Here is an 18,397-nt window from a genome sequence, read left to right as displayed (position 1 = left end):
GGATCGGGCAACACCGTCGACCACGTCGGGCACGGCACGCATGTCGCGTCGACCGCCGCGGGCTCCGGCGCCAAGTCCGGCGGGAAGTACAAGGGTGTCGCGCCCGGCGCGAAGATCCTCGATGCCAAGGTGCTCGACGACGAGGGGTCCGGTCAGGACTCCGGGATCATCGCCGGTATGGAGTGGGCGGCCGGCCAGGGCGCGAGGATCGCCAACCTCAGCCTCGGCGGCCAGGACACGGTGGAGCACGATCCGCTGGAGGCGGCGGTCGACCGGCTCTCCGCCGAGAAGAACATCCTCTTCGTCGTCGCCGCGGGCAACGAGGGCCCGTTGGAGGAGACCATCGGTTCGCCGGGCAGCGCGGCCTCCGCGCTGACGGTCGGGGCGGTCGACCGTAAGAACAGGATCGCCGACTTCTCCAGCGTGGGGCCGACGGCGGACGGGTCGCTCAAGCCCGACATCACGGCGCCCGGTGTGGACATCGTCGCGGCGAAGGCGGCGCGGGGCCAGCTCGGCGATCCGGCCGCCGACGGCTACGTGTCGATGTCGGGTACGTCGATGGCGACGCCGCATGTGGCGGGGGCCGCCGCGATTCTCGCGCAGCAGCACCCGGACTGGAGCGGGCAGCGGATCAAGCAGGCGCTGACGGCTTCGGCGAAGCCGGGGTCCGGTCTGACGCCGTTCCAGCAGGGCACCGGGCGCGCGGATCTGGCGAAGGCGATCACCCAGAGCGTGGTGAGCGAGCAGACCTCGGTGAACTTCGGTCTCCAGCAGTGGCCGCACACCGACGACAAGCCGGTGACCAAGCAGGTCACCTACCGCAACACCGGTACCAAGGCGGTCACCCTCGACCTGTCGCTGGAGACCACCGGCCCCCGGGGCAAGCCCGCCCCCGCCGGCTTCTTCACGGCCAAAGCCGGCCGGGTCACCGTCCCCGCCGGCGGCACCGCGCGCGTCGGCCTCACCGCGGACACCCGGATCGGCGGGAGCCTCAACGGCACGTACACCGGGACCCTGGTCGCCAGGGCGACCACGGGGGGCCAGCGCGTCCGTACCTCCTTCGCCGTCCTGCGCGAGGCGGAGGCGTACGACCTCACCCTGCGGTACCTCGACACCAAGGGCCGGCCCTCGCAGTCGGGTTCCACGGTCTACGGCCACGACATCGACTTCTGGGAGGATGAGTACGACACCGACGGCGACGGTGTTGTCAGGCTCCGGGTGCCGAAGGGCACGTATCTGATCGAGGCCCCCGTCGAGACGCGCAAGGGGGCGAAGGCCGACCCGGACCTCGCGCTGATGGTGCGGCCGAGGATCTCGGTGACCAGGAACTCCACCGTCACGTTCGACGCCCGCCGGGCGAAGCCGGTGAGGATCACCGTGCCGGAGTCCGCCAGGAGCGCCGAGGTGTACGCGCGCTACCACCTGAACGCGCCGGAACACCTTTACGCCAACGCCCTGGTGCTCCGCTCCTTCGACGGCTTCCGCATGGGCCAGGTCGGCCCGGCGCTGCCGGCGGGGCGGTTCGGCTCGCAGGTGGGCGGCACCTGGCAGAAGGGCAGCACCAGCTACAACCTCCTCTACGCACGCTCGGGTTCGCTCCACACCGGCTTCACCCACCAGGTGGTCAGGGGTGAACTGGCCCAGGTGAACCAGAAGATCGGTGCCTCCGCCAAGAACCGCAAGGGTGTGATCAGCCCGACCTGGGAGATGGCGTCGGGGGACGGCTACCAGACGGTCACGAGGCCCTTCGCCCTGCCCGCCACGGCGAAGACGTACCTCTCGGCGCCCAAGGGGGTCGCGTGGTGGTTCAACGTCGGGCAGAGCAGCGGCGGCGGACCGGACCTGGACGTCGTCCTTGAGGAGAGCGCTCCCCGGGTGTACCTGCCGAAGAAGTCGTACGAACGGACCTTCAACGTCGGTGTGTTCGCCCCGAAGGTCGACTCGCTCCACACGGCCCGGCGGGAGGGTGACGAACTGAGCCTCTGCGTACCGGAGTTCGCGGACGGTGCCGGACACTCCGGCAGCTCGGTGACGACACGGCAGCGGACGGTGATCTCCGCCGGCGCCAAGAAGCTCGTCGACGCCGAGGAGCCGCTCTGCGGGGAGGTCGACGGGCTGCCCGCCGCGTCCGCCGCCTACCGGATCAGCACGGAGGCGACCCGCTCCACCAAGGTCGCGGGCGTCACCACCCGCCTCGCCGCCGCCTGGACCTTCACTTCCGAGCGGCCCTCCGGTGACGGCGTCTCGACGCTTCCGCTCTCCACGGTCCGCTTCGCGCCGAAGCTCAGCCCGGCGAGCACCGCCGCGGCGGGCAGGAGGTTCACGGTTCCGCTGACCGTCCAGGGCCCGGCGGCGAAGGGCTTCAAGTCCCTCTCCGTGCAGGTCTCCTACGACGGCGGCAAGAAGTGGTCCAAGGCGCCGGTCACCGCCAGGAAGGGGGAGCGGACGCTCTCCCTGAGCCACCCGGGGAACGCCGCCTCCGTCTCGTTCAAGGCGAAGCTCACGGACAAGAAGGGCAACACGTACGACGTCACCATCGTGAAGGCGTATCTGCTCGGCTAGTCGCCGCCGGACACCGAGCCGACTGTCCGTCATATCATCATGACAACAAGGGAATCGGAACCATGGAGCCGTCCGCCGTATCTGGGTAAACAGCAGAAGGAGTTACTGGATCCGCGGCGAAGAAGGGCCGATCCGATGACGCTCTACACCTACGGCGGGACCCCCTCCGACGTCCTCACCACAGCGGGCGGCGAGGCCCTCCCCGACTGCCCGGTCACCTTGCGCGTCGCCGGGGGCGGCGGTGAGGTGACCGGCGGCGTCTTCGAGACGGACGGCACGACACCGATCGACGTGCTGCTCAGCAACGGCGCGGGCACCGCCGCCCCAGGAGCCCTGCGGACGTTCCTGGTGGCGGACGTCCCGGCCATCGAGTACGAGTACCCCGACGCCGCCGGGCGCGTCGTACGCCGGTACCGCGCGGCCCGGGAGCCCGTGGCCGACGGCGGCGCGGCCGGGGAGCGCGTGACCGACGGCGGCGCGGCCCGGGAGCCCGTGGTCGGCGGCGGCGCGGCCCGGGAGCCCGTGGCCGGCGGCGGCGCGGTCGAGGACCGCGTCGCCGCCGGCCACGCGACCGAACAGGCCGGTGCCCGGCCGCTGAGCACGCCGGTCGACCTGTCCGGGCAGCGGGTCTTCAACCCGATGCTCTTCGGCGCCCTCGGGGACGGCGTCGCCGATGACACCGCGGCCGTCCAGGCGGCTTTGGACGCCGCCTACGAGGCCGGCGGCGGCATCGTCCTCTTCCCGCCCGGCGGCACGTACAACGTGTTCACGTTCGTCGTCTGCCGGGCGAACACCACGGTCGTCGCCCACGGCGCGACCATCCGCTCCATCCACGCCACGACCGGCTGCTTCCGCAACTTCTACGGGGACGACTCCTTCCCCGCGTACGCCGGGCACTCGCACATCCGCGTGTACGGCGGCACCTGGGACGGCAACGCCTACCGGGCCGCCGACGGCAGCGGCGTCGTCACCGGCACCACCAACATCATGACGTTCATCCACTGCTCGGACATCCTCGTCAAGGACGCCGTCTTCCGCGACTGTTCGGGCGCGCACGGCATCGAGGTCAACGCCGTCAGCGGGTGCCGCATCGTGGACTGCCGCTTCGAGGGGTTCGTCGACAACACCCCGGACGGGAGCAGACGGACCTCCGAGGCCGTCCAGCTCGACATCGCCAAGAGCGGGTCCAGCGCCATCGGCGAGTTCGACGGCACGCCCTGCCGGGACATCCAGATCACCGGCTGCTGGTTCGGCCCGTCCGCCCGGCTCGGCGACTGGGGGCGCGCCGTCGGTACGCACGCCGCCGTGGCCGGCTCGTACTTCGACCGGATCACCGTCCGGGACTGCGAGATCACCGGCGCCTACGACACGGGGATCCTCGCCCTCTACTGGCGGGACTCCGTCATCTCCGGCAACCGGGTCTCCGGCACCGGCGGGGCGGGCATCCGCGCGGCCACGTCCGCCGCTCCGCCGCAGCGCTGCGGCGCCCTCACCATCAGCGACAACATCGTCGAGGGACCGGGCACCGATGCCGGGATCCGGGTCGCGGGCCTGGCCAATGCCCTCTGGACCGATGTGGTCGTCCGGGGCAACACGGTGCGCGGGGGAGGTGGTTACGGCGTACGGACCGACTACGCCACCGGCACCGTCATCGAGGGCAACCGCACCACCGGCACCGGCGGGGGCGGCATCCTCGCCCAGCGCAGCGACCGCGTCACCGTCACCGGCAACTCGGTCACGGCGGCCGGGTCGAACGGGATCAACATCGCGGGGTGCGCGGGCTCCGTCGTAGCGAACAACCTGGTCGACGGCACCGCCGCCAACCACGGGATCATGGTCGGCGCCGCCACCGCGCCCGGCGGGAACGCCACCGTGTCCGGCAACACGATCCGCGCCGCCTCGTCGGCCGGCATCCGTCTGACCTCGCCGGGCTGTCTCGTCACCGCCAACCAGGTCAGGAGGGACGGCGGCACCACCGTCAACGGGGTCTCGGCCGCCGCGACCGCCACCGGCTGTGTCATCGCGGGCAACGACCTGACGGGCAACGGCTGGACGGCCGACGCCGCCCTCGCCGTGGCCGCCGGCGCCCCGGCCCTCGACTGGAGCGGCTCCACGGTGAGCCCCGGACACAACCTCGTCTGACGCGTCCGAGCGACCGGTACGGCGGGCTGCGGGCGGCCCGCCGTACGGGAGGGTCCCGCGGCTCCGCATGTGCCAAATAGGCGGCGATCAGGTGGAGTTGGGGTGAGCGAAAGGTGCGGCTCAGGTGCGCGTTCGTCTAGGTTGGTGCTCCCTGACCCGCTGCCGTGTCCGCCGAGGAGGCGCTTCTCCCGTGTCCGACCGTGATCCCCGCTTCGAGTCCACCGCCGCCGTCCGGGCGCGGATCGACACCGGCAAGCCGCACTCCGCGCGCTTCTGGAACTACTTCGTGGGCGGCAAGGACAACTACGAGGTCGACCGCGCGGTGGGCGACCACATCAAGGAGATCTTCCCCGGCCTGGTCGACGTGGCCCGGACGAGCCGTCACTTCCTCGGCCGCGCCGTCCGGCACCTCGCGGTGGAGCAGGGCGTACGCCAGTTCCTCGACATCGGGACCGGCCTGCCGACCGCCGACAACACCCACCAGGTCGCCCAGCGCGTCGCCCCGGACGCCCGGATCGTCTACGTCGACAACGACCCGCTGGTGCTGGCCCACGCGCGCGCCCTGCTGACCAGCACGCCCGAGGGGAGGACCGACTACCTCGACGCCAACCTCTACGAGCCCGCGGAGATACTCAAGGCCGCCGGGGGCACGCTGGACCTCTCGCAGCCGGTCGCGCTGATGATCCTCAACACGCTCGGCCATGTCGCCGAGTACGAGGAGGCCCGCTCGCTCGTCGCGCGGCTGATGGCCGGCCTGCCCTCGGGCAGCTACCTGGTCATCAGCGACTCCACCTCCACCAGCGCGGGCATGATCGCCGCGTCGGACGCGTACAACAAGAGCGGGGCCATCCCCTACTACGTGCGCGGCGTCGAGGAGATCGGCGGCTTCTTCGACGGCCTCGACCTGGTGGAGCCCGGCGTCGAGCAGGTCACGCGGTGGCGCCCGGAGGCGGACACCACGCCGGTGGAGGTCGACGCGTACGGCGCCGTGGGCCGCAAGCCGTAGCGCTTCGGTACGGGGAGACGGGTGCGGCGGTCACCGGGGGGCCTCCCAGGTCACCGTCGTGCCCCCGGTGCCGCCGTCCTCGCGCCGCCCGTCGTCCGTCACCACCAGCCGGACCGCGCCCGTGCCGTCCGCCGACCGGGCCGTCGCGTCGACCTCCACCTCGACCGCCGTCGCCCCGCCGCGCCGGTGCGCGGCGGCCAGCGCGTCGCGCAGCGCGGCCAGCAGCTCCCGGGCGACCCGCGGGCTCACCAGCGTGTCCACGGCGCCGCTGAACCGTACGGACGGCCGGAAGCCCAGCAGGACCGCCGCGCCGCCCGTCTCGCGCAGGACCGTGCCGCGTACGCCCGTCGGGCCGTCGGCGGGCGGCTGCTGGAGCGCGAAGATCGTCGTCCGTACCTCCTGGATGGTCGAGTCCAGCTCGTCCACCGCGCGCCCCAGCAGCCCGTCCAGGGACGGTTCGGCCACCCGCCGCCGGGTCGACTCCAGCATCATCTCCGTGGCGAACAGCCGCTGCACGACCAGATCGTGCAGATCGCGGGCGATCCGGTCGCGGTCCTCGTACACCGCCAGCCGCTCCCGGTCGTGCTGGGAGTCCGCCAGCACCAGCGCCAGCGCCGCCTGCGAGGCGAACTGCGTGGCCAGCAGCCGGTCGACCGCGCGGTACGGCCGGCCACCGCGCCGGCGCGGCAGGGCCAGCGTCCCGATCAGCTTGCCGCCGCTCTGCAGCGGCAGCATCATGCTCGGCCCGAAGCGCGCCCGTACATGCGTGGTCATCCGGGGATCGGTCGACGAGTCCTCGATGAACACCGGCTCCCCGCCCAGCAGTTGGACGAGCACGGGGGAGCCGGGGGCGATGGTGGTGCCGACGATGTCCCCCGGGTCGTCGGACGTGGACGCGGCGACGATCTCCATCCCGCCCTCCTCGGTCGGCTGGAGCACCACCCCCGCGAAGGCGTCGGCGAGGGCGCGGGCCGACTCGGCCACCGTCATCAGCGCGTCCATCGCGTTCACGCCGGTCAGCAGCGCGTTGGTCACGGCGGCGGCCCCCGTGATCCACCGCTCGCGCTGGCGTGCCGTGCCGTACAGCCGGGCGTTGCCGATCGCGATGGCCGCCTGTGAGGCCAGCACCCGCAGCAGGTTCTGGTCCTGCTCGGTGAAGGAGCCCGCCCGCTTCTCCGTCAGATAGAGGTTGCCGAGGATCTCCCGGTCGAGCTGGAGCGGCACGCCGACGAAGGAGCGCATGGGGGGATGGCCAGGCGGCACCCCCACCGACCGGGGGTCGGCCGTCAGATCGTCCAGCCGCACCGGGCGGGGGTCCCTCAGGAGCAGCCCGAGCACTCCGCCGCGGCCGTCGGGAAGCCGTCCGACGCGCTGCCGGTCCGCGTCGCTCATCCCGGCGGTGAACAGCTCGGTCAGCCCGCCGCGTTCGGGATCGACCACCCCGAGGGCGCCGTACCGCGCGCCCGCGAGTTCGGTGGCGCTGTCCACGATGTGCTGGAGCGTGGCGCGCAGTTCGAGGTCGTCGCCGATGCCGAGGACGTCCTCCAGCGGCGTGGGCGGCCCGGACCGCGGGGCACTCAGCGGGCGCCGGCCAGCGGGTTCAGGACCATGGGCTGGATCTTGCCCTCCAGCATCGCCCCGAGGCCGAGCACGGCGCAGACGTCCGGGCGCTCCGCGATGGCCACCGGCATCCCCGTCGCCTTGCGCAGCATCTCGTCGAGTCCCGGCAGCAGCGCGCTCCCGCCGACCATCATGATCCCGCGGTCCGCGAGATCGGCCACCAGGTCCGGCGGGCAGTCGCGCAGCACCTTGCCGATGCCGTCGAGGACCCCGGTCAGCGGCGTGTAGATCGCCTCGCGTACGGCGGCGGTGTCGACCAGCACGGAACGGGCGACGCCGGTGGCCACGTCCCGGCCGTGGATCTCGGTCTTGGTCGGCCCGTCCGGGGTCAGGCCGTTGCCGCTGAGCGCCAGTTGCAGCGGGCGTACGGACTGGCTCGGCAGCATCAGCGCGTGCTGGTGGCGCAGGTGCTGGATCACCGCGTGGTCGATCGCGTTGCCGCCGACCGGGATCCGCTGCGCGGTCACGATCGAGCCGAGCGAGAGCACCGCGATCTGGGTGGTCGCCGCCCCGCACACCATGATCATGGTGGCGGTCGGCTGCTCCACGGGGAGCCCGCAGCCCACGGCCGCCGCGATGAGGGTGTCGACCAGCTCGACGCGGCGGGCGCCGAGGCCGACCAGGGTCTCCACGGCGGCGCGCTGGGCCAGCGGGTCGGCGTCGTGCGGGGTGGATGCGGCGGCGCGCAGCCGGGGCTTGCGCCGCAACTGCCTGCGGAGCTTGTCGCCGATGAGGTGGCGCAGCATCCGCTGGGCCATCTCGATGTCGACGACCGTGCCGCCGGTGACGGGCCGGGCGACCCGGATGTAGTCGGGGGTGCGGCCGGTCATCCGCTCGGCGAGCGTTCCGACGGCGATGAGCGCGCCCGTACGGGTGTTCACGGCGGCGACGCTCGGCTCGTCGACGACGAGCCCGGCCCCCTTCACGAACACCCTCGTTCTCGCGGCCCCCAGGTCGACGGCGATGTGGCAACGGCGCAACTGCTCAAGGCTGACGGTCACGGCAGGTTCTCCCGGGAGCGCGGGGGTGGAGCACCGGCGGCGCCGGCCCTTGTTGGCATCGTGCTGCCCCGGGACGCGCCGCGCCCGCCGGGCTGCTCCGGTCGGGCGTCACCCGGGCGGCGTACGGGCACCGGCGGGTCGGGGTCGGGCGGCTTCCGGGAGCCGACTGGGCGCGGGCCGGTCGGGCGCGGGCCGGGCGGCGATCCGTACGGCCGAACGCCGGTGAGGTGCCTGCCGGTGCGCCGGTCCGGTGCCTGTGGGCGCGTGGCCGAAGGGCGCCGGTGACGTGCCTGTCGGCGCGTCAGTCCGTCCAGCGCTGCAACAGGCCCCAGGTGAACTCCGCGACCCGGACGCCGCCGCCGGGGAGCGTGAAGCACAGCCCCGTCCTGGTCGGCGCCGTCCCCGGCAGCGGCCGGGCCGGCGGGAACGCCCGCGCCACCTCGTCCACCGTGCACGACCAGGGCCGCAGATCCTCCGCCGTACGCAGCACGGGCCCGGCCTCGCCCGGCGCGCGGACCAGCCACTCGTTCCACACCGCGCCGCCCGGCGCGGTCATCACCTCGAAGCGCAGACCGGGCCAGAGCGGCACCGGCCAGAGCAGCGCGTCGCACTCCAGGTCGCCGACCCGGCGCCGGACGACGCTCTCCGGCTCGCCGAGCACGGAGCGGTAGCGGGCCACCGCCGAGCGGGAGCGCGGTGAGCGCACCATGGCCTGCCAGCGTCGGTTGGCCTCGCGCATCCCGGCCAGGGAGACGCCCAGCTCGCGGCGGGCGTCGTCGACCAGTTCGGGCTGGTGGTCGGCCATCCTGCGCAGCAGTACGAGCTGGAAGTCGAGCGGCCCGAACGGCCCGTTGGACGTCATGGAGCCCGATCCTGACACACCGGCGGAACCGCCGTTCCACACAGGACCCTCACAGACCCGACATCAGCGCTGTCCCGGCGCCGCATAATCTTCGGGTCGCCATGGACTACTGCCACCAGTGCCGACGGCACCTCAACGGCGCACTGACCTGCGCCGGATGCGGCACCCCCGCCGAGGAGCTGCGACACGGACACCCGGAGCGGGACGGCGGAGGCGGCCAGGGCGCGGAGGGTCACGGAGAGTTCGAACCCGTGATCGACGGTGATATCGGCCTGATCGGCCACGATCCCCGTCCTGCCCCGCGTTCCGCCTCCCGCGCGGCTTCCCGCCGTAAGCGCGACCCTTCCGGCCCTTCCAGCCCTTCCGACCCTTCCGACCCTTCCGGCCCTGACGGCCGGGACCCCGCCGTCAGGCCGTCCCGCCGGGGCCCGCGCAAGGCGCCTTCGCGGGGCCGGCGCGGCCGTGACCGGCGCGGGCGCCGGGTGCTGATCGGCGCGCTCGGCGTGGTGCTCGCGGCCGGCCTGCTCAGCCTGGTGCAGCTCGCGTTCGAGACGCCCGGCCGGGACGACGCGTCCTCGGTCAGGGAGGACACGTCCGTCGTCCCGGACGGCGGTTCCCTCGACACCGAACGCCCGGTCGCGCCCGACGACCCGGGGCCGCCCGCGTCCCCGGGCTCCGCGTCCGCCACCGGCCCCGGTACGGGGAAGACCGTCGACGGATCGGCCGCCCCGCGCGGCAGCGGCGAACCGGGTGCGGACCGGTCCCCGGGGGAGGCGCCCGCCGCGTCGTCCGACGCGTCCGGCCCCGCCTCCGGCGCGCCGGGCGACGACGGTACGGACCCGGAGGCGCCGGGCTCCGGTGACCCCGAGCCGGGCCCGTCCGGCACGACAGGCCCGACGGGCCCCGGTGATCCGGCGGGTGACCCCACGGGCAGGCCCACCGGGGGCGCGCCGACCTCGGCGGCCCCGCCGCCGCCCGCGCCCGAACCGGAGCCCGAGCCGACCGAGACCTGCACCTGGTTCCTGTGGTGGTGCTCCTGAGCGGCTGACCGCGCCGGGGCGGGTCGGTGCTTCACGGCCTTCCGGGGCCTTCCCGGGCCTTCCGGGCGGGCCGTGTCAGGCCGCGTCCTGGCCCAGCATCCGCTTCAGCAGGTCGCGCAGCGTCGTCCGCTCCTCCTCGGAGAGCCCGGCGAGCGGCTCGCGGGCGAAGCCCAGTGAGTCCCGCAGCCGCGCGGCCGTCGCCCTTCCCTTCTCCGTCGGCGCCGCGAGCTTCACCCGCCGGTCGTCCGGGTCCGGGCGCCGCTCCACCAGGTCCCGGGCTTCCAGCCGGTCCACGATGCCGGTGACGTTGGACGGCTCGCACTTCAACTTCTGCGCGATCCGGCGCATGGGCATAGGTTCCGAGGAGAGGAGTCCCAGGACGCGTGCCTGCGCGCCCGTGAGGGAGTGCTCGGCGGCGGCCTGGTCGTACTCCTCGTAGTAGCGCGCCACGACGCTGCCGATGAGTTCGACGACTTCGACGGTCAGCGGGTCTCTGCGCGCGGTGGTGGCCATGCGCACCAGGGTACCCATTTGTTTGACAACATGAAATATTAAGGAGCATGGTTGTTTCAGGTGGTGAAGCTTTTCCGTGGCATCCGGCTCATCCGGACCGCCCGGCTCACCGCCGCAGAATTCCCCGAGGAGGACCCGCATCATGACCGCACTTCCCGCGTCCGGCCGCGCCTGGCATCTCGTCGCCCGCCCCCACGGCTGGCCCGAGCCCGGCGACGTCGCCCTGCGCGACGTCCCGGTGACCGAGCCGGGTGAGGGCCGGATCCTCGTCCGTAACCGGTACTTCTCGGTCGACCCCTACATGCGGGGCCGGATGAACGACGTGAAGTCGTACGTGGCCCCGTTCGAGCTCGACCGTCCGATGGACGGCGGCGCGGTCGGCGAGGTCATCGCCTCGCGCGCCGAGGGGTTCGCGGTCGGCGACCATGTGCTGCACGGTCTGGGCTGGCGGGAGTACGCCGAGTTCCCGGCGGACAAGGCCACCAAGGTCGACGCCTCGGTCGCCCCGCTCTCCGCCTACCTGGGCGTGCTCGGGGTGACGGGTCTGACCGCGTACGCGGGCCTGTTCGAGAGCGCGTCCTTCAAGGAGGGCGACACCGTCTTCGTCTCCGGCGCGGCCGGCGCCGTCGGCAGCCAGGTCGGCCAGTTCGCCCGGCTCAAGGGCGCCTCGCGGGTCATCGGTTCCGCCGGCTCCGACGAGAAGGTCAAGCTCCTCCTGGAGGAGTACGGCTTCGACGCGGCCTTCAACTACAAGAGCGGCCCGGTCAAGGACCTGCTCAAGGAGGCGGCGCCCGACGGGATCGACGTCTACTTCGACAACGTCGGCGGCGAGCACCTCGAAGCCGCCATCAGCTCGCTCAACCTGCACGGCCGCATCACGGTCTGCGGCATGATCGCGCAGTACAACAGCACCGAGCCGACGCCCGCGCCGCGCAACCTCGCCCTCGTGATCGGTAAGCGGCTGCGGATCCAGGGCATGCTCGTCTCCGACCACTTCGGGCTCCAGCCGCGGTTCGTGAAGGATGTCGCGGGCTGGCTCGCCTCCGGCGAGCTGAAGTACAACGAGACCGTCGTGGAGGGCATCGAGAACGGCTTCGACGCCTTCCTGGGCGTGCTGCGCGGCGACAACACCGGCAAGATGATCGTCTCGCTCGGCGGCTGACCGACTGGCCGACTGACTGACCGGCCGCCGCGGACCGGCGGGGGCCGGTGGCCGACCGGCCGCGCCTCGCTCCGTCGCCCCCCGTCCCACCGAGGGCCGCACCCCCGCCAGGGTGCGGCCCTCGGTCTTTTCCTGCGCGAGGGATTGACTCGTTCGCTCTTCGACCATAGTTTCCGGTTCGAAGTTACGGCTGCTGTTCGGTATTTCGGACGATACGGGGCGGGGCCGTGGGGACGACAGAATCGAGCCGTCATGCCACCCTCGCTCCCGAGCCGCCGCGGCGTGCTCGGCGGACTGGGCGCACTCGCCGTCGCCGGCAGCTTCGGTCTGGCCGCCGCCGGGACGGGCGCCTCCGCGCTCACCTCGACCACGGACGCCCGCGTCCGCTACTGGAACCTCTTCAGCGGCGGCGACGGCGCCAACATGATCGCCATGCTGGACGCCTTCCGCCGCGCCAACCCCGCCATCGGCGTCAAGGACTCCACCTTCCAGTGGGGCAACCCCTTCTACACCAAGCTGGCCATGGCCGCCGCCGGCAACCGCGCACCGGACCTGGGCGTGATGCACCTCGGCCGGGTCACCGGCTTCTCGCCCGGCCGCCTCCTGGACCCCTGGGACACCGCCCTGCTCGCCGAGTACGGCGTGCGGGAGGCGGACTTCAACCCCGCGCTGTGGAAGCGCTCCGTCATCGACGGCAAGCTCTACGCCCTGCCGCTCGACATCCACGTACAGCTCTGTTACTACCGCAAGGACGTCCTGAGGAAGGCGGGCCTGCTCGGGGACGACGGCCGGATGGTGCCGGTGACGTCGGCCGACGAGTGGTTCGACGTACTGAAGGAGGCCAGAAGGGCCACCGGGAAGGGGCTCCAGACCATCGGTCTGTGGCACAGCGACCAGAACTTCCAGTGGTGGTTCTTCGTCGCCTTCTACACCCAGCTCGGCGGCACCTGGTTCGACGCCGGCAACACCGGGACCACCTTCGACACCGACAAGGCCACCGAGGTCCTGGAGTTCCTGCGCCGCCACATCACCGACGGGTACGCCAACCCGGGGTACGGCGGCACCGCCGGCGCCGAACAGTTCGTCAACGGCTCCCCGTTCGCCTGGGAGGGCAACTGGTCCGTGCCGGTCTTCTCCGGCGCGAAGGTGGAGTACGGCGCCACACCGCTGCCGCCCGTGTTCGGGAAGCAGGCCACCCACGCGGAGTCGCACGCCTTCGTCCTGCCGCACCAGGCCGAGCGCGGCGGCGCCGCCGACGCCGGTGCGCACCGGCTCGCCGCGTACGTGGTCAAGCACGCCCTGCAGTGGGCGGCCGGCGGCCACATCCCGGCCTACACACCGACGTTGTCCACGTCCGCGTACCGGAAGCTCGAACCGCAGCACGAGTACGCGAGCGCCATGGACCACCAGGCCACCGAGCCGAAGGTGTGGTTCGCGGGCTCCACCGGCATCCTCGCCCAGGAGATCGGCCCCCTGGTCGTCTCCTCGACGACGGGCTCCGCCAAGCCGGACGTGGTCGCCGGGCGGATGCGGCAACAGCTCGCCCGGCTCCTCACCCGGAAGAACCCGATGGACGGCAGGACCGCCGCGCAGGGAGGTGCGGCCGCATGACGACGACCGGTGCCGGGACCGTCATCGCCCCGGCGCGCACGAGGACCGCCGCCGGCAGTGCCACCGTCCGCCGCAGACAGGGCTTCCAGCACGGGGGATGGTTCGTCGCCCCGTTCCTGTCGCTCTTCGTCCTGTTCGTGATCTGGCCGCTGCTGCGCGGCATCTTCCTCAGCTTCACGGACGCCAACATCTCAGGCGACAACACGAGCTTCATCGGCCTCGACAACTACCGTGAGGCCCTGCACGACCCGATGATGTGGGACTCGCTCGGCCGCAGCGCGTACTTCACGCTGCTCGTCGTCCCGTGCATCACCGTCCTCGCCTTCCTGCTCGCGATGCTCGCCCACCACATCGAGCGCGGAAAGTGGCTGTGGCGGCTCTGCTTCTTCATGCCGTTCCTGCTGCCGTCGACCGTCGCGGGCAACCTGTGGCAGTGGCTGTTCAACCCCGGCACGGGCATGATCAACCACGTCTTCGGGATCGACACGCCCTGGCTGACCGACAAGGCGTACGCCATGCTCGCCGTCGTCATCGCCACCCTCTGGTGGACGGTCGGCTTCAGCTTCCTGCTCTACCTCGCCGCGCTCCAGGGCATCCCCGCCCACCTGTACGAGGCCGCGAAGCTGGACGGCGCGAACGGCTGGCACCGGACGGTCCACATCACCCTGCCGCTGCTGCGCAACATCACGGGTCTGGTCATCGCGCTCCAGATCCTCGCCTCGCTCCAGCTCTTCGACCAGGCGGTCGTGATGCAGGACTTCGGCCCGGGGCCCGAGAACAGCACCAGGTCGTTCGTGCAGTACACCCTCGAACAGGGCTTCACCAGCTATCGCGTGGGCTACGCCTCCACGATGTCCGTCATCTTCTTCGTGATCATCGCGGCCGTCGCCCTGGGGCGGATGTGGCTGCTGCGCAACCGTGAGGAGGGTGCCCGATGAGCGCCACCGCTGTCCCCGAGAAGCGCGCTTCCGGCCCGCGGAAGTGGACCTTCGGCCAGATCGTGCTCACCGCGCTCGGCGCCGCCGTCTCCCTGCTCTGCACGGCGCCGCTGCTGTGGGCGCTGTTCACCTCGCTCAAGTCGGAGACCGAGGCCGTCGCGCTCCCCGTACGGTGGCTGCCCAAGGAATGGACGGTCCAGGCATGGACGGCCATCTTCGAGACCGGCAACCTGCCCAACTGGTTCGTCAACTCGTTCGTCGTCTCGGTCTGCGTCACCTTCGTCGTGGTGCTGGTCTCCGCCCTCGCCGGGTACGGCTTCGCCCGTACCGAGTTCCGCGGCAGGAACGCCCTGCTGGGCCTGGTGATGACCGGTCTGATGGTGTCGCCCGCGGTGCTGGGCGTGCCGCTCTTCACGACCGTCCAGTCGATGGGCATGGTCGACACCTACTGGGGCATGATCCTGCCGCAGTGCGCGCCCGCGGCGATGGTCTACATCCTCTACAAGTTCTTCCAGTCCGTTCCGAGGGAGTTGGAGGAGGCGGCGTTCATCGACGGCGCGGGCCGGTGGCGGGTCTTCTTCACCGTCGTCCTGCCGCTGTCGCGGCCCTCGCTCTCCGCCGTCGCCATCTTCACCTTCATCGCCTCGTGGAACAACTTCCTGTGGCCCTACATGGTGACCAACAACCCCGATCTGATGACGATGCCGAACGGCATCGCCACCGTCATGAACTCCTACGGCATCCAGTGGGCGCAACTGATGGCCGGCGGGCTGATGGCGGGCCTGCCCCTCGTGATCGTCTTCGTCTTCTTCCAACGGCAGATCGTCAGCGGCGTGGCGCACACCGGACTGGCGGGCCAGTGAGGCCGCGTACCGGTCAAGGCGCCGGTCGAAGCACCAGGCGAAGCGCCGGTCGAAGTACGAGGCGAAGCGCCGGTCGAAGCACCAGTCGAAGCGCTTCCGCGCCGCCCCGCGTCCCGCCGTCCGCGCTGTTACTTCCGTTACCCCCTGTTGCTCCGGCGCCCCGTTCTCCCGTACTCACGTAGTCACGCAGTCACGTTCTCCGGCACGCAGATCTCCCAGTTCCATCGTCATTTGAGGAAGTCATGACCCGTTCCGCACGCTTCACCCTGCACCCCGACTTCACCGTCGGTGAGGTGAACCCCCGTCTCTTCGGCTCCTTCGTCGAGCACCTGGGCCGCTGCGTCTACACCGGTCTCCACGAGCCGGGCCACCCGACCGCCGACGAGGCGGGGCTTCGCACGGACGTCCTCGACCTGGTCAGGGAGCTGGGCCCGACGGCGATCCGCTACCCCGGCGGCAACTTCGTCTCCGGCTTCCGCTGGGAGGACAGCGTCGGCCCCGTGGACGAGCGGCCCCGCCGCCTCGACCTGGCCTGGAAGAGCACGGAGTCCAACCGCTTCGGGCTCTCCGAGTTCATCGACTTCGTCCGCAAGGCGGGCCCCGAGGCCGAGCCGATGATGGCCGTCAACCTCGGTACGCGCGGCGTCGCCGAGGCCATCGAGCTCCAGGAGTACGCCAACCACCCGGCCGGCACGGAACTCGCCGAGCGGCGCCGGGCGCACGGCGACAAGGACCCGTACGGCATCAAGCTCTGGTGCCTCGGCAACGAGATGGACGGCCCCTGGCAGACCGGCCACAAGACCGCGGAGGAGTACGGGCGGCTCGCCGCCGAGACCGCGCGGGCGATGCGCCAGATCGACCCGGACATCGAGCTGGTCGCCTGCGGCTCCTCCGGTTCCGGCATGGACACCTTCGCGGAGTGGGAGGCCACCGTACTCGCCGAGACGTACGACCTCGTCGACTACGTCTCCGTGCACGCCTACTACTGGGAGAAGGAGGGCGACCGCGACTCCTTCCTGGCCTCCGCGGTCGACATGGAGACCTTCATCGAGAAGGTCGTCGCGACCTGCGACCACGTCGGGGCCAAGCTCAAGTCGGAGAAGAAGATCAACCTCTCCTTCGACGAGTGGAACGTCTGGTACATGGACACGCCCAACCCGCACGAGGTCGCGGAGTGGGAGGAGGCCCCCCGCCTCCTGGAGGACGTCTACTCGGTGACGGACGCCGTCGTCTTCGGCTCCCTGCTGATCGCCCTGCTCCGCCACGCGGACCGGGTCACCGTGGCCTGCCTCGCCCAGCTGGTCAACGTGATCGCGCCGATCATGACCGAGCCGGGCGGGCCCGCCTGGCGGCAGACCACCTTCTTCCCGTTCGCGCAGGCGGCGAAGTACGGCCGGGGCACGGTCCTCGACGTACGGGTCGACTCGCCCTCGCACGAGACGAAGAAGTACGGCGAGACGGATCTGCTCCATGCCACCGCCGTACGGGCCGACGACGGCTCCGTCACCGTCTTCGCGGTCAACCGCGGCCAGACGGAGCCGCTGCCGCTGGAGGTCGCGCTGGCCGGCCTCGGCCTCACCGAGGTGGTGGAGCACTCCGTGCTCGCCGACGCCGACCCCGAGGCCAGGAACACACTGGCGGACCAGGAGCGGGTCACCCCGCACGCCGGGGAGGGCACCGCGCTCGCCGGCGGCGCGCTGACCGCGACGCTGGAGCCGCTGTCCTGGAACGTGATCCGGCTGCGCTGACCGCCGCCGTACGACCCCGGCCCCCGGTGGAGCGCCGACCCCTGGCGCGCCACCGGGGGCCGCGTGCTGTGCGGGTGACGGCCGCGCACCATGAGGGGCGCGTGACGAAGTCTGCGCGAACCGTTGACGCGGAAGCGCTTCGACTCTAGCTTCCCGTCCGAAGTTCCGAGCGAAGTTCGAGATGCCGAACGGTCCGAACGGTTTCCCCGCACGCCGTAAGGAGAATTCGCGTGAGCCGCACCTTCCGTATCCCCGGCCGTATCCCCCGTACCTCCAGGGACCCCCGCACCCCCCACGCCCCACACGCCCCGCGCAGGTCCCGCATGTTCCGTACATCCCACACATCCCGTACGTCCCGCAGGGCCGCACTCCTCGCCCTGCCCGCCGCCGTCCTCCTCGCCCTCGTCCCGGGCAGCGCCGCCGCCTACCCCAACCCCGGCCGGGTCACCGGCGACATCGTCGTCCACGACCCGACCATGCTGCGCACCTCGTCCGGCCAGCACCTGCTCTACTCCACCGGCGACGGCCTCCAGGCCCGTACCTCCACCGACCGGATCGCCTTCAGCCGCAACCGCTCCGCCTTCACCACCCTGCCGAGCTGGTGGTCCACGTACTCCCCGGCCAAGGACCCCTGGGCACCCGACATCTCGTACCACGGCGGGAAGTACCTGATGTACTACGCCGTCTCGTCCTTCGGCTCCAGCACCTCCGCCATCGGGCTGGCCGGTTCCACCACCGGGCAGCCCGGGAGCTGGAGCGACTACGGCATCGTCTACACCTCCAGCGCCGGCAGCGACTACAACGCCATCGACCCCAACCTCTTCGTCGACGACGACGGCACGTGGTGGCTCTCCTTCGGCTCCTGGTGGACCGGCATCAAGATGATCAGGATCGACCCCGCCACCGGCAAGCAGTACGCGGGCGACACCGCGCGCCGCTCGCTGGCCTCACGGCCGACCGGCACCAAGGCGGTCGAGGCGCCCGTCGTGGTCAAGCGGAACGGCTACTACTACCTGTTCGCCTCGTACGACACGTGCTGCGCCGGGACCAGCTCCACGTACAAGATCAAGGTCGGCCGGGCCACCAGTGTCACCGGGCCCTACGTCGACAAGAACGGCGTGAACATGATGAACAACGGCGGCTCGCTCGTGCTGGAGAGCCACGGCCGCCACATCGGCCCCGGCGGCCAGTCGATCATGCCGGACAGCGACGGCGACCTGCTCGTCCACCACTACTACGACGGCCAGGACAACGGCACACCCAAGCTCGGCGTCAACCTGCTGAGCTGGTCCGGCGGCTGGCCGACGGCGTACTGACGGGGGCCGGTCC

At 71.7% G+C, this 18,397-nt stretch carries 14 protein-coding genes; 10 read left to right on the top strand and 4 right to left on the bottom strand.

Annotated elements, in window-relative coordinates; genetic code table 11:
* From ACFXKG_RS15580 to ACFXKG_RS15570, 3 genes are all read left to right on the top strand, one after another.
* Positions 1 to 2,562, top strand: a 2,562-nt coding sequence (locus ACFXKG_RS15580; RefSeq protein ID WP_384838008.1) for a S8 family serine peptidase, incomplete at its 5' end; no start/stop codon positions are given.
* A 135-nt stretch (positions 2,563 to 2,697) separates the two neighbouring features.
* Complete coding sequence (locus ACFXKG_RS15575; protein ID WP_384838005.1) at positions 2,698 to 4,704, top strand: right-handed parallel beta-helix repeat-containing protein; 2,007 nt, start codon at positions 2,698 to 2,700, stop codon at positions 4,702 to 4,704.
* 190 nt (positions 4,705 to 4,894) lie between these two features.
* The gene (locus ACFXKG_RS15570) at positions 4,895 to 5,710 is read left to right on the top strand and encodes an SAM-dependent methyltransferase (protein WP_384838002.1); all 816 of its coding nucleotides are present in this window, start codon (positions 4,895 to 4,897) and stop codon (positions 5,708 to 5,710) included.
* Positions 5,711 to 5,740: 30 nt separating this feature from the next.
* Here ACFXKG_RS15570 and ACFXKG_RS15565 read toward each other — a convergent pair whose 3' ends face one another.
* The 3 genes from ACFXKG_RS15565 to ACFXKG_RS15555 form a co-directional block, all read right to left on the bottom strand.
* Positions 5,741 to 7,291, bottom strand: a complete 1,551-nt coding sequence (locus ACFXKG_RS15565; protein ID WP_384838035.1) for a GAF domain-containing protein — start codon at positions 7,289 to 7,291, stop codon at positions 5,741 to 5,743.
* The gene (locus ACFXKG_RS15560) at positions 7,288 to 8,331 is read right to left on the bottom strand and encodes a rod shape-determining protein (RefSeq protein WP_384837999.1); all 1,044 of its coding nucleotides are present in this window, start codon (positions 8,329 to 8,331) and stop codon (positions 7,288 to 7,290) included. Before ACFXKG_RS15560 ends, ACFXKG_RS15565 begins: the two co-directional genes overlap by 4 nt.
* A gap of 301 nt (positions 8,332 to 8,632) precedes the next feature.
* Positions 8,633 to 9,193 carry a hypothetical protein gene (locus ACFXKG_RS15555; protein ID WP_384837997.1) on the bottom strand — a complete coding sequence of 187 codons (561 nt, stop codon included), beginning with the start codon at positions 9,191 to 9,193 and terminating at the stop codon, positions 8,633 to 8,635.
* A gap of 101 nt (positions 9,194 to 9,294) precedes the next feature.
* Here ACFXKG_RS15555 and ACFXKG_RS15550 point away from each other — a divergent pair, with 101 nt between their 5' ends.
* Positions 9,295 to 10,233 (top strand): hypothetical protein, encoded by a 939-nt coding sequence (locus ACFXKG_RS15550; protein WP_384837994.1) that lies wholly within the window; start codon positions 9,295 to 9,297, stop codon positions 10,231 to 10,233.
* 75 nt (positions 10,234 to 10,308) lie between these two features.
* Here ACFXKG_RS15550 and ACFXKG_RS15545 read toward each other — a convergent pair whose 3' ends face one another.
* Entirely contained in the window at positions 10,309 to 10,746 is a 438-nt protein-coding gene (locus tag ACFXKG_RS15545) for a MarR family winged helix-turn-helix transcriptional regulator (RefSeq protein WP_384837991.1), read from the bottom strand.
* 142 nt (positions 10,747 to 10,888) lie between these two features.
* Between ACFXKG_RS15545 and ACFXKG_RS15540 the strand changes: the two genes are divergently transcribed.
* The 6 genes from ACFXKG_RS15540 to ACFXKG_RS15515 all read left to right on the top strand — a co-directional run bounded on the left by ACFXKG_RS15540 (position 10,889) and on the right by ACFXKG_RS15515 (position 18,384).
* A complete protein-coding gene (locus tag ACFXKG_RS15540) occupies positions 10,889 to 11,908 on the top strand; it encodes an NADP-dependent oxidoreductase (RefSeq protein ID WP_384837988.1) in 1,020 nt (339 codons plus the stop codon).
* Positions 11,909 to 12,160: 252 nt separating this feature from the next.
* Positions 12,161 to 13,519, top strand: coding sequence for an extracellular solute-binding protein (locus ACFXKG_RS15535; RefSeq protein WP_384837985.1), 1,359 nt, complete (start codon positions 12,161 to 12,163; stop codon positions 13,517 to 13,519).
* Positions 13,516 to 14,457 carry a carbohydrate ABC transporter permease gene (locus ACFXKG_RS15530; RefSeq protein WP_384837982.1) on the top strand — a complete coding sequence of 314 codons (942 nt, stop codon included), beginning with the start codon at positions 13,516 to 13,518 and terminating at the stop codon, positions 14,455 to 14,457. The genes ACFXKG_RS15535 and ACFXKG_RS15530 overlap by 4 nt, the downstream gene beginning before the upstream one ends.
* Entirely contained in the window at positions 14,454 to 15,320 is an 867-nt protein-coding gene (locus tag ACFXKG_RS15525) for a carbohydrate ABC transporter permease (RefSeq protein ID WP_384837979.1), read from the top strand. The genes ACFXKG_RS15530 and ACFXKG_RS15525 overlap by 4 nt, the downstream gene beginning before the upstream one ends.
* A 242-nt stretch (positions 15,321 to 15,562) precedes the next feature.
* The gene (locus ACFXKG_RS15520) at positions 15,563 to 17,068 is read left to right on the top strand and encodes an alpha-N-arabinofuranosidase (RefSeq protein ID WP_384837976.1); all 1,506 of its coding nucleotides are present in this window, start codon (positions 15,563 to 15,565) and stop codon (positions 17,066 to 17,068) included.
* A 323-nt stretch (positions 17,069 to 17,391) separates the two neighbouring features.
* Positions 17,392 to 18,384 (top strand): arabinan endo-1,5-alpha-L-arabinosidase, encoded by a 993-nt coding sequence (locus tag ACFXKG_RS15515; RefSeq protein ID WP_384838032.1) that lies wholly within the window; start codon positions 17,392 to 17,394, stop codon positions 18,382 to 18,384.
* Positions 18,385 to 18,397 lie beyond the last annotated feature (13 nt).

Source organism: Streptomyces sp. NPDC059255 (assembly GCF_042752355.1).
Classification (GTDB): Bacteria; Actinomycetota; Actinomycetes; order Streptomycetales; family Streptomycetaceae; genus Streptomyces.
Note: the sequence above shows the minus strand (reverse complement) of the source record. Positions and strands in the feature narration are given on the sequence as shown.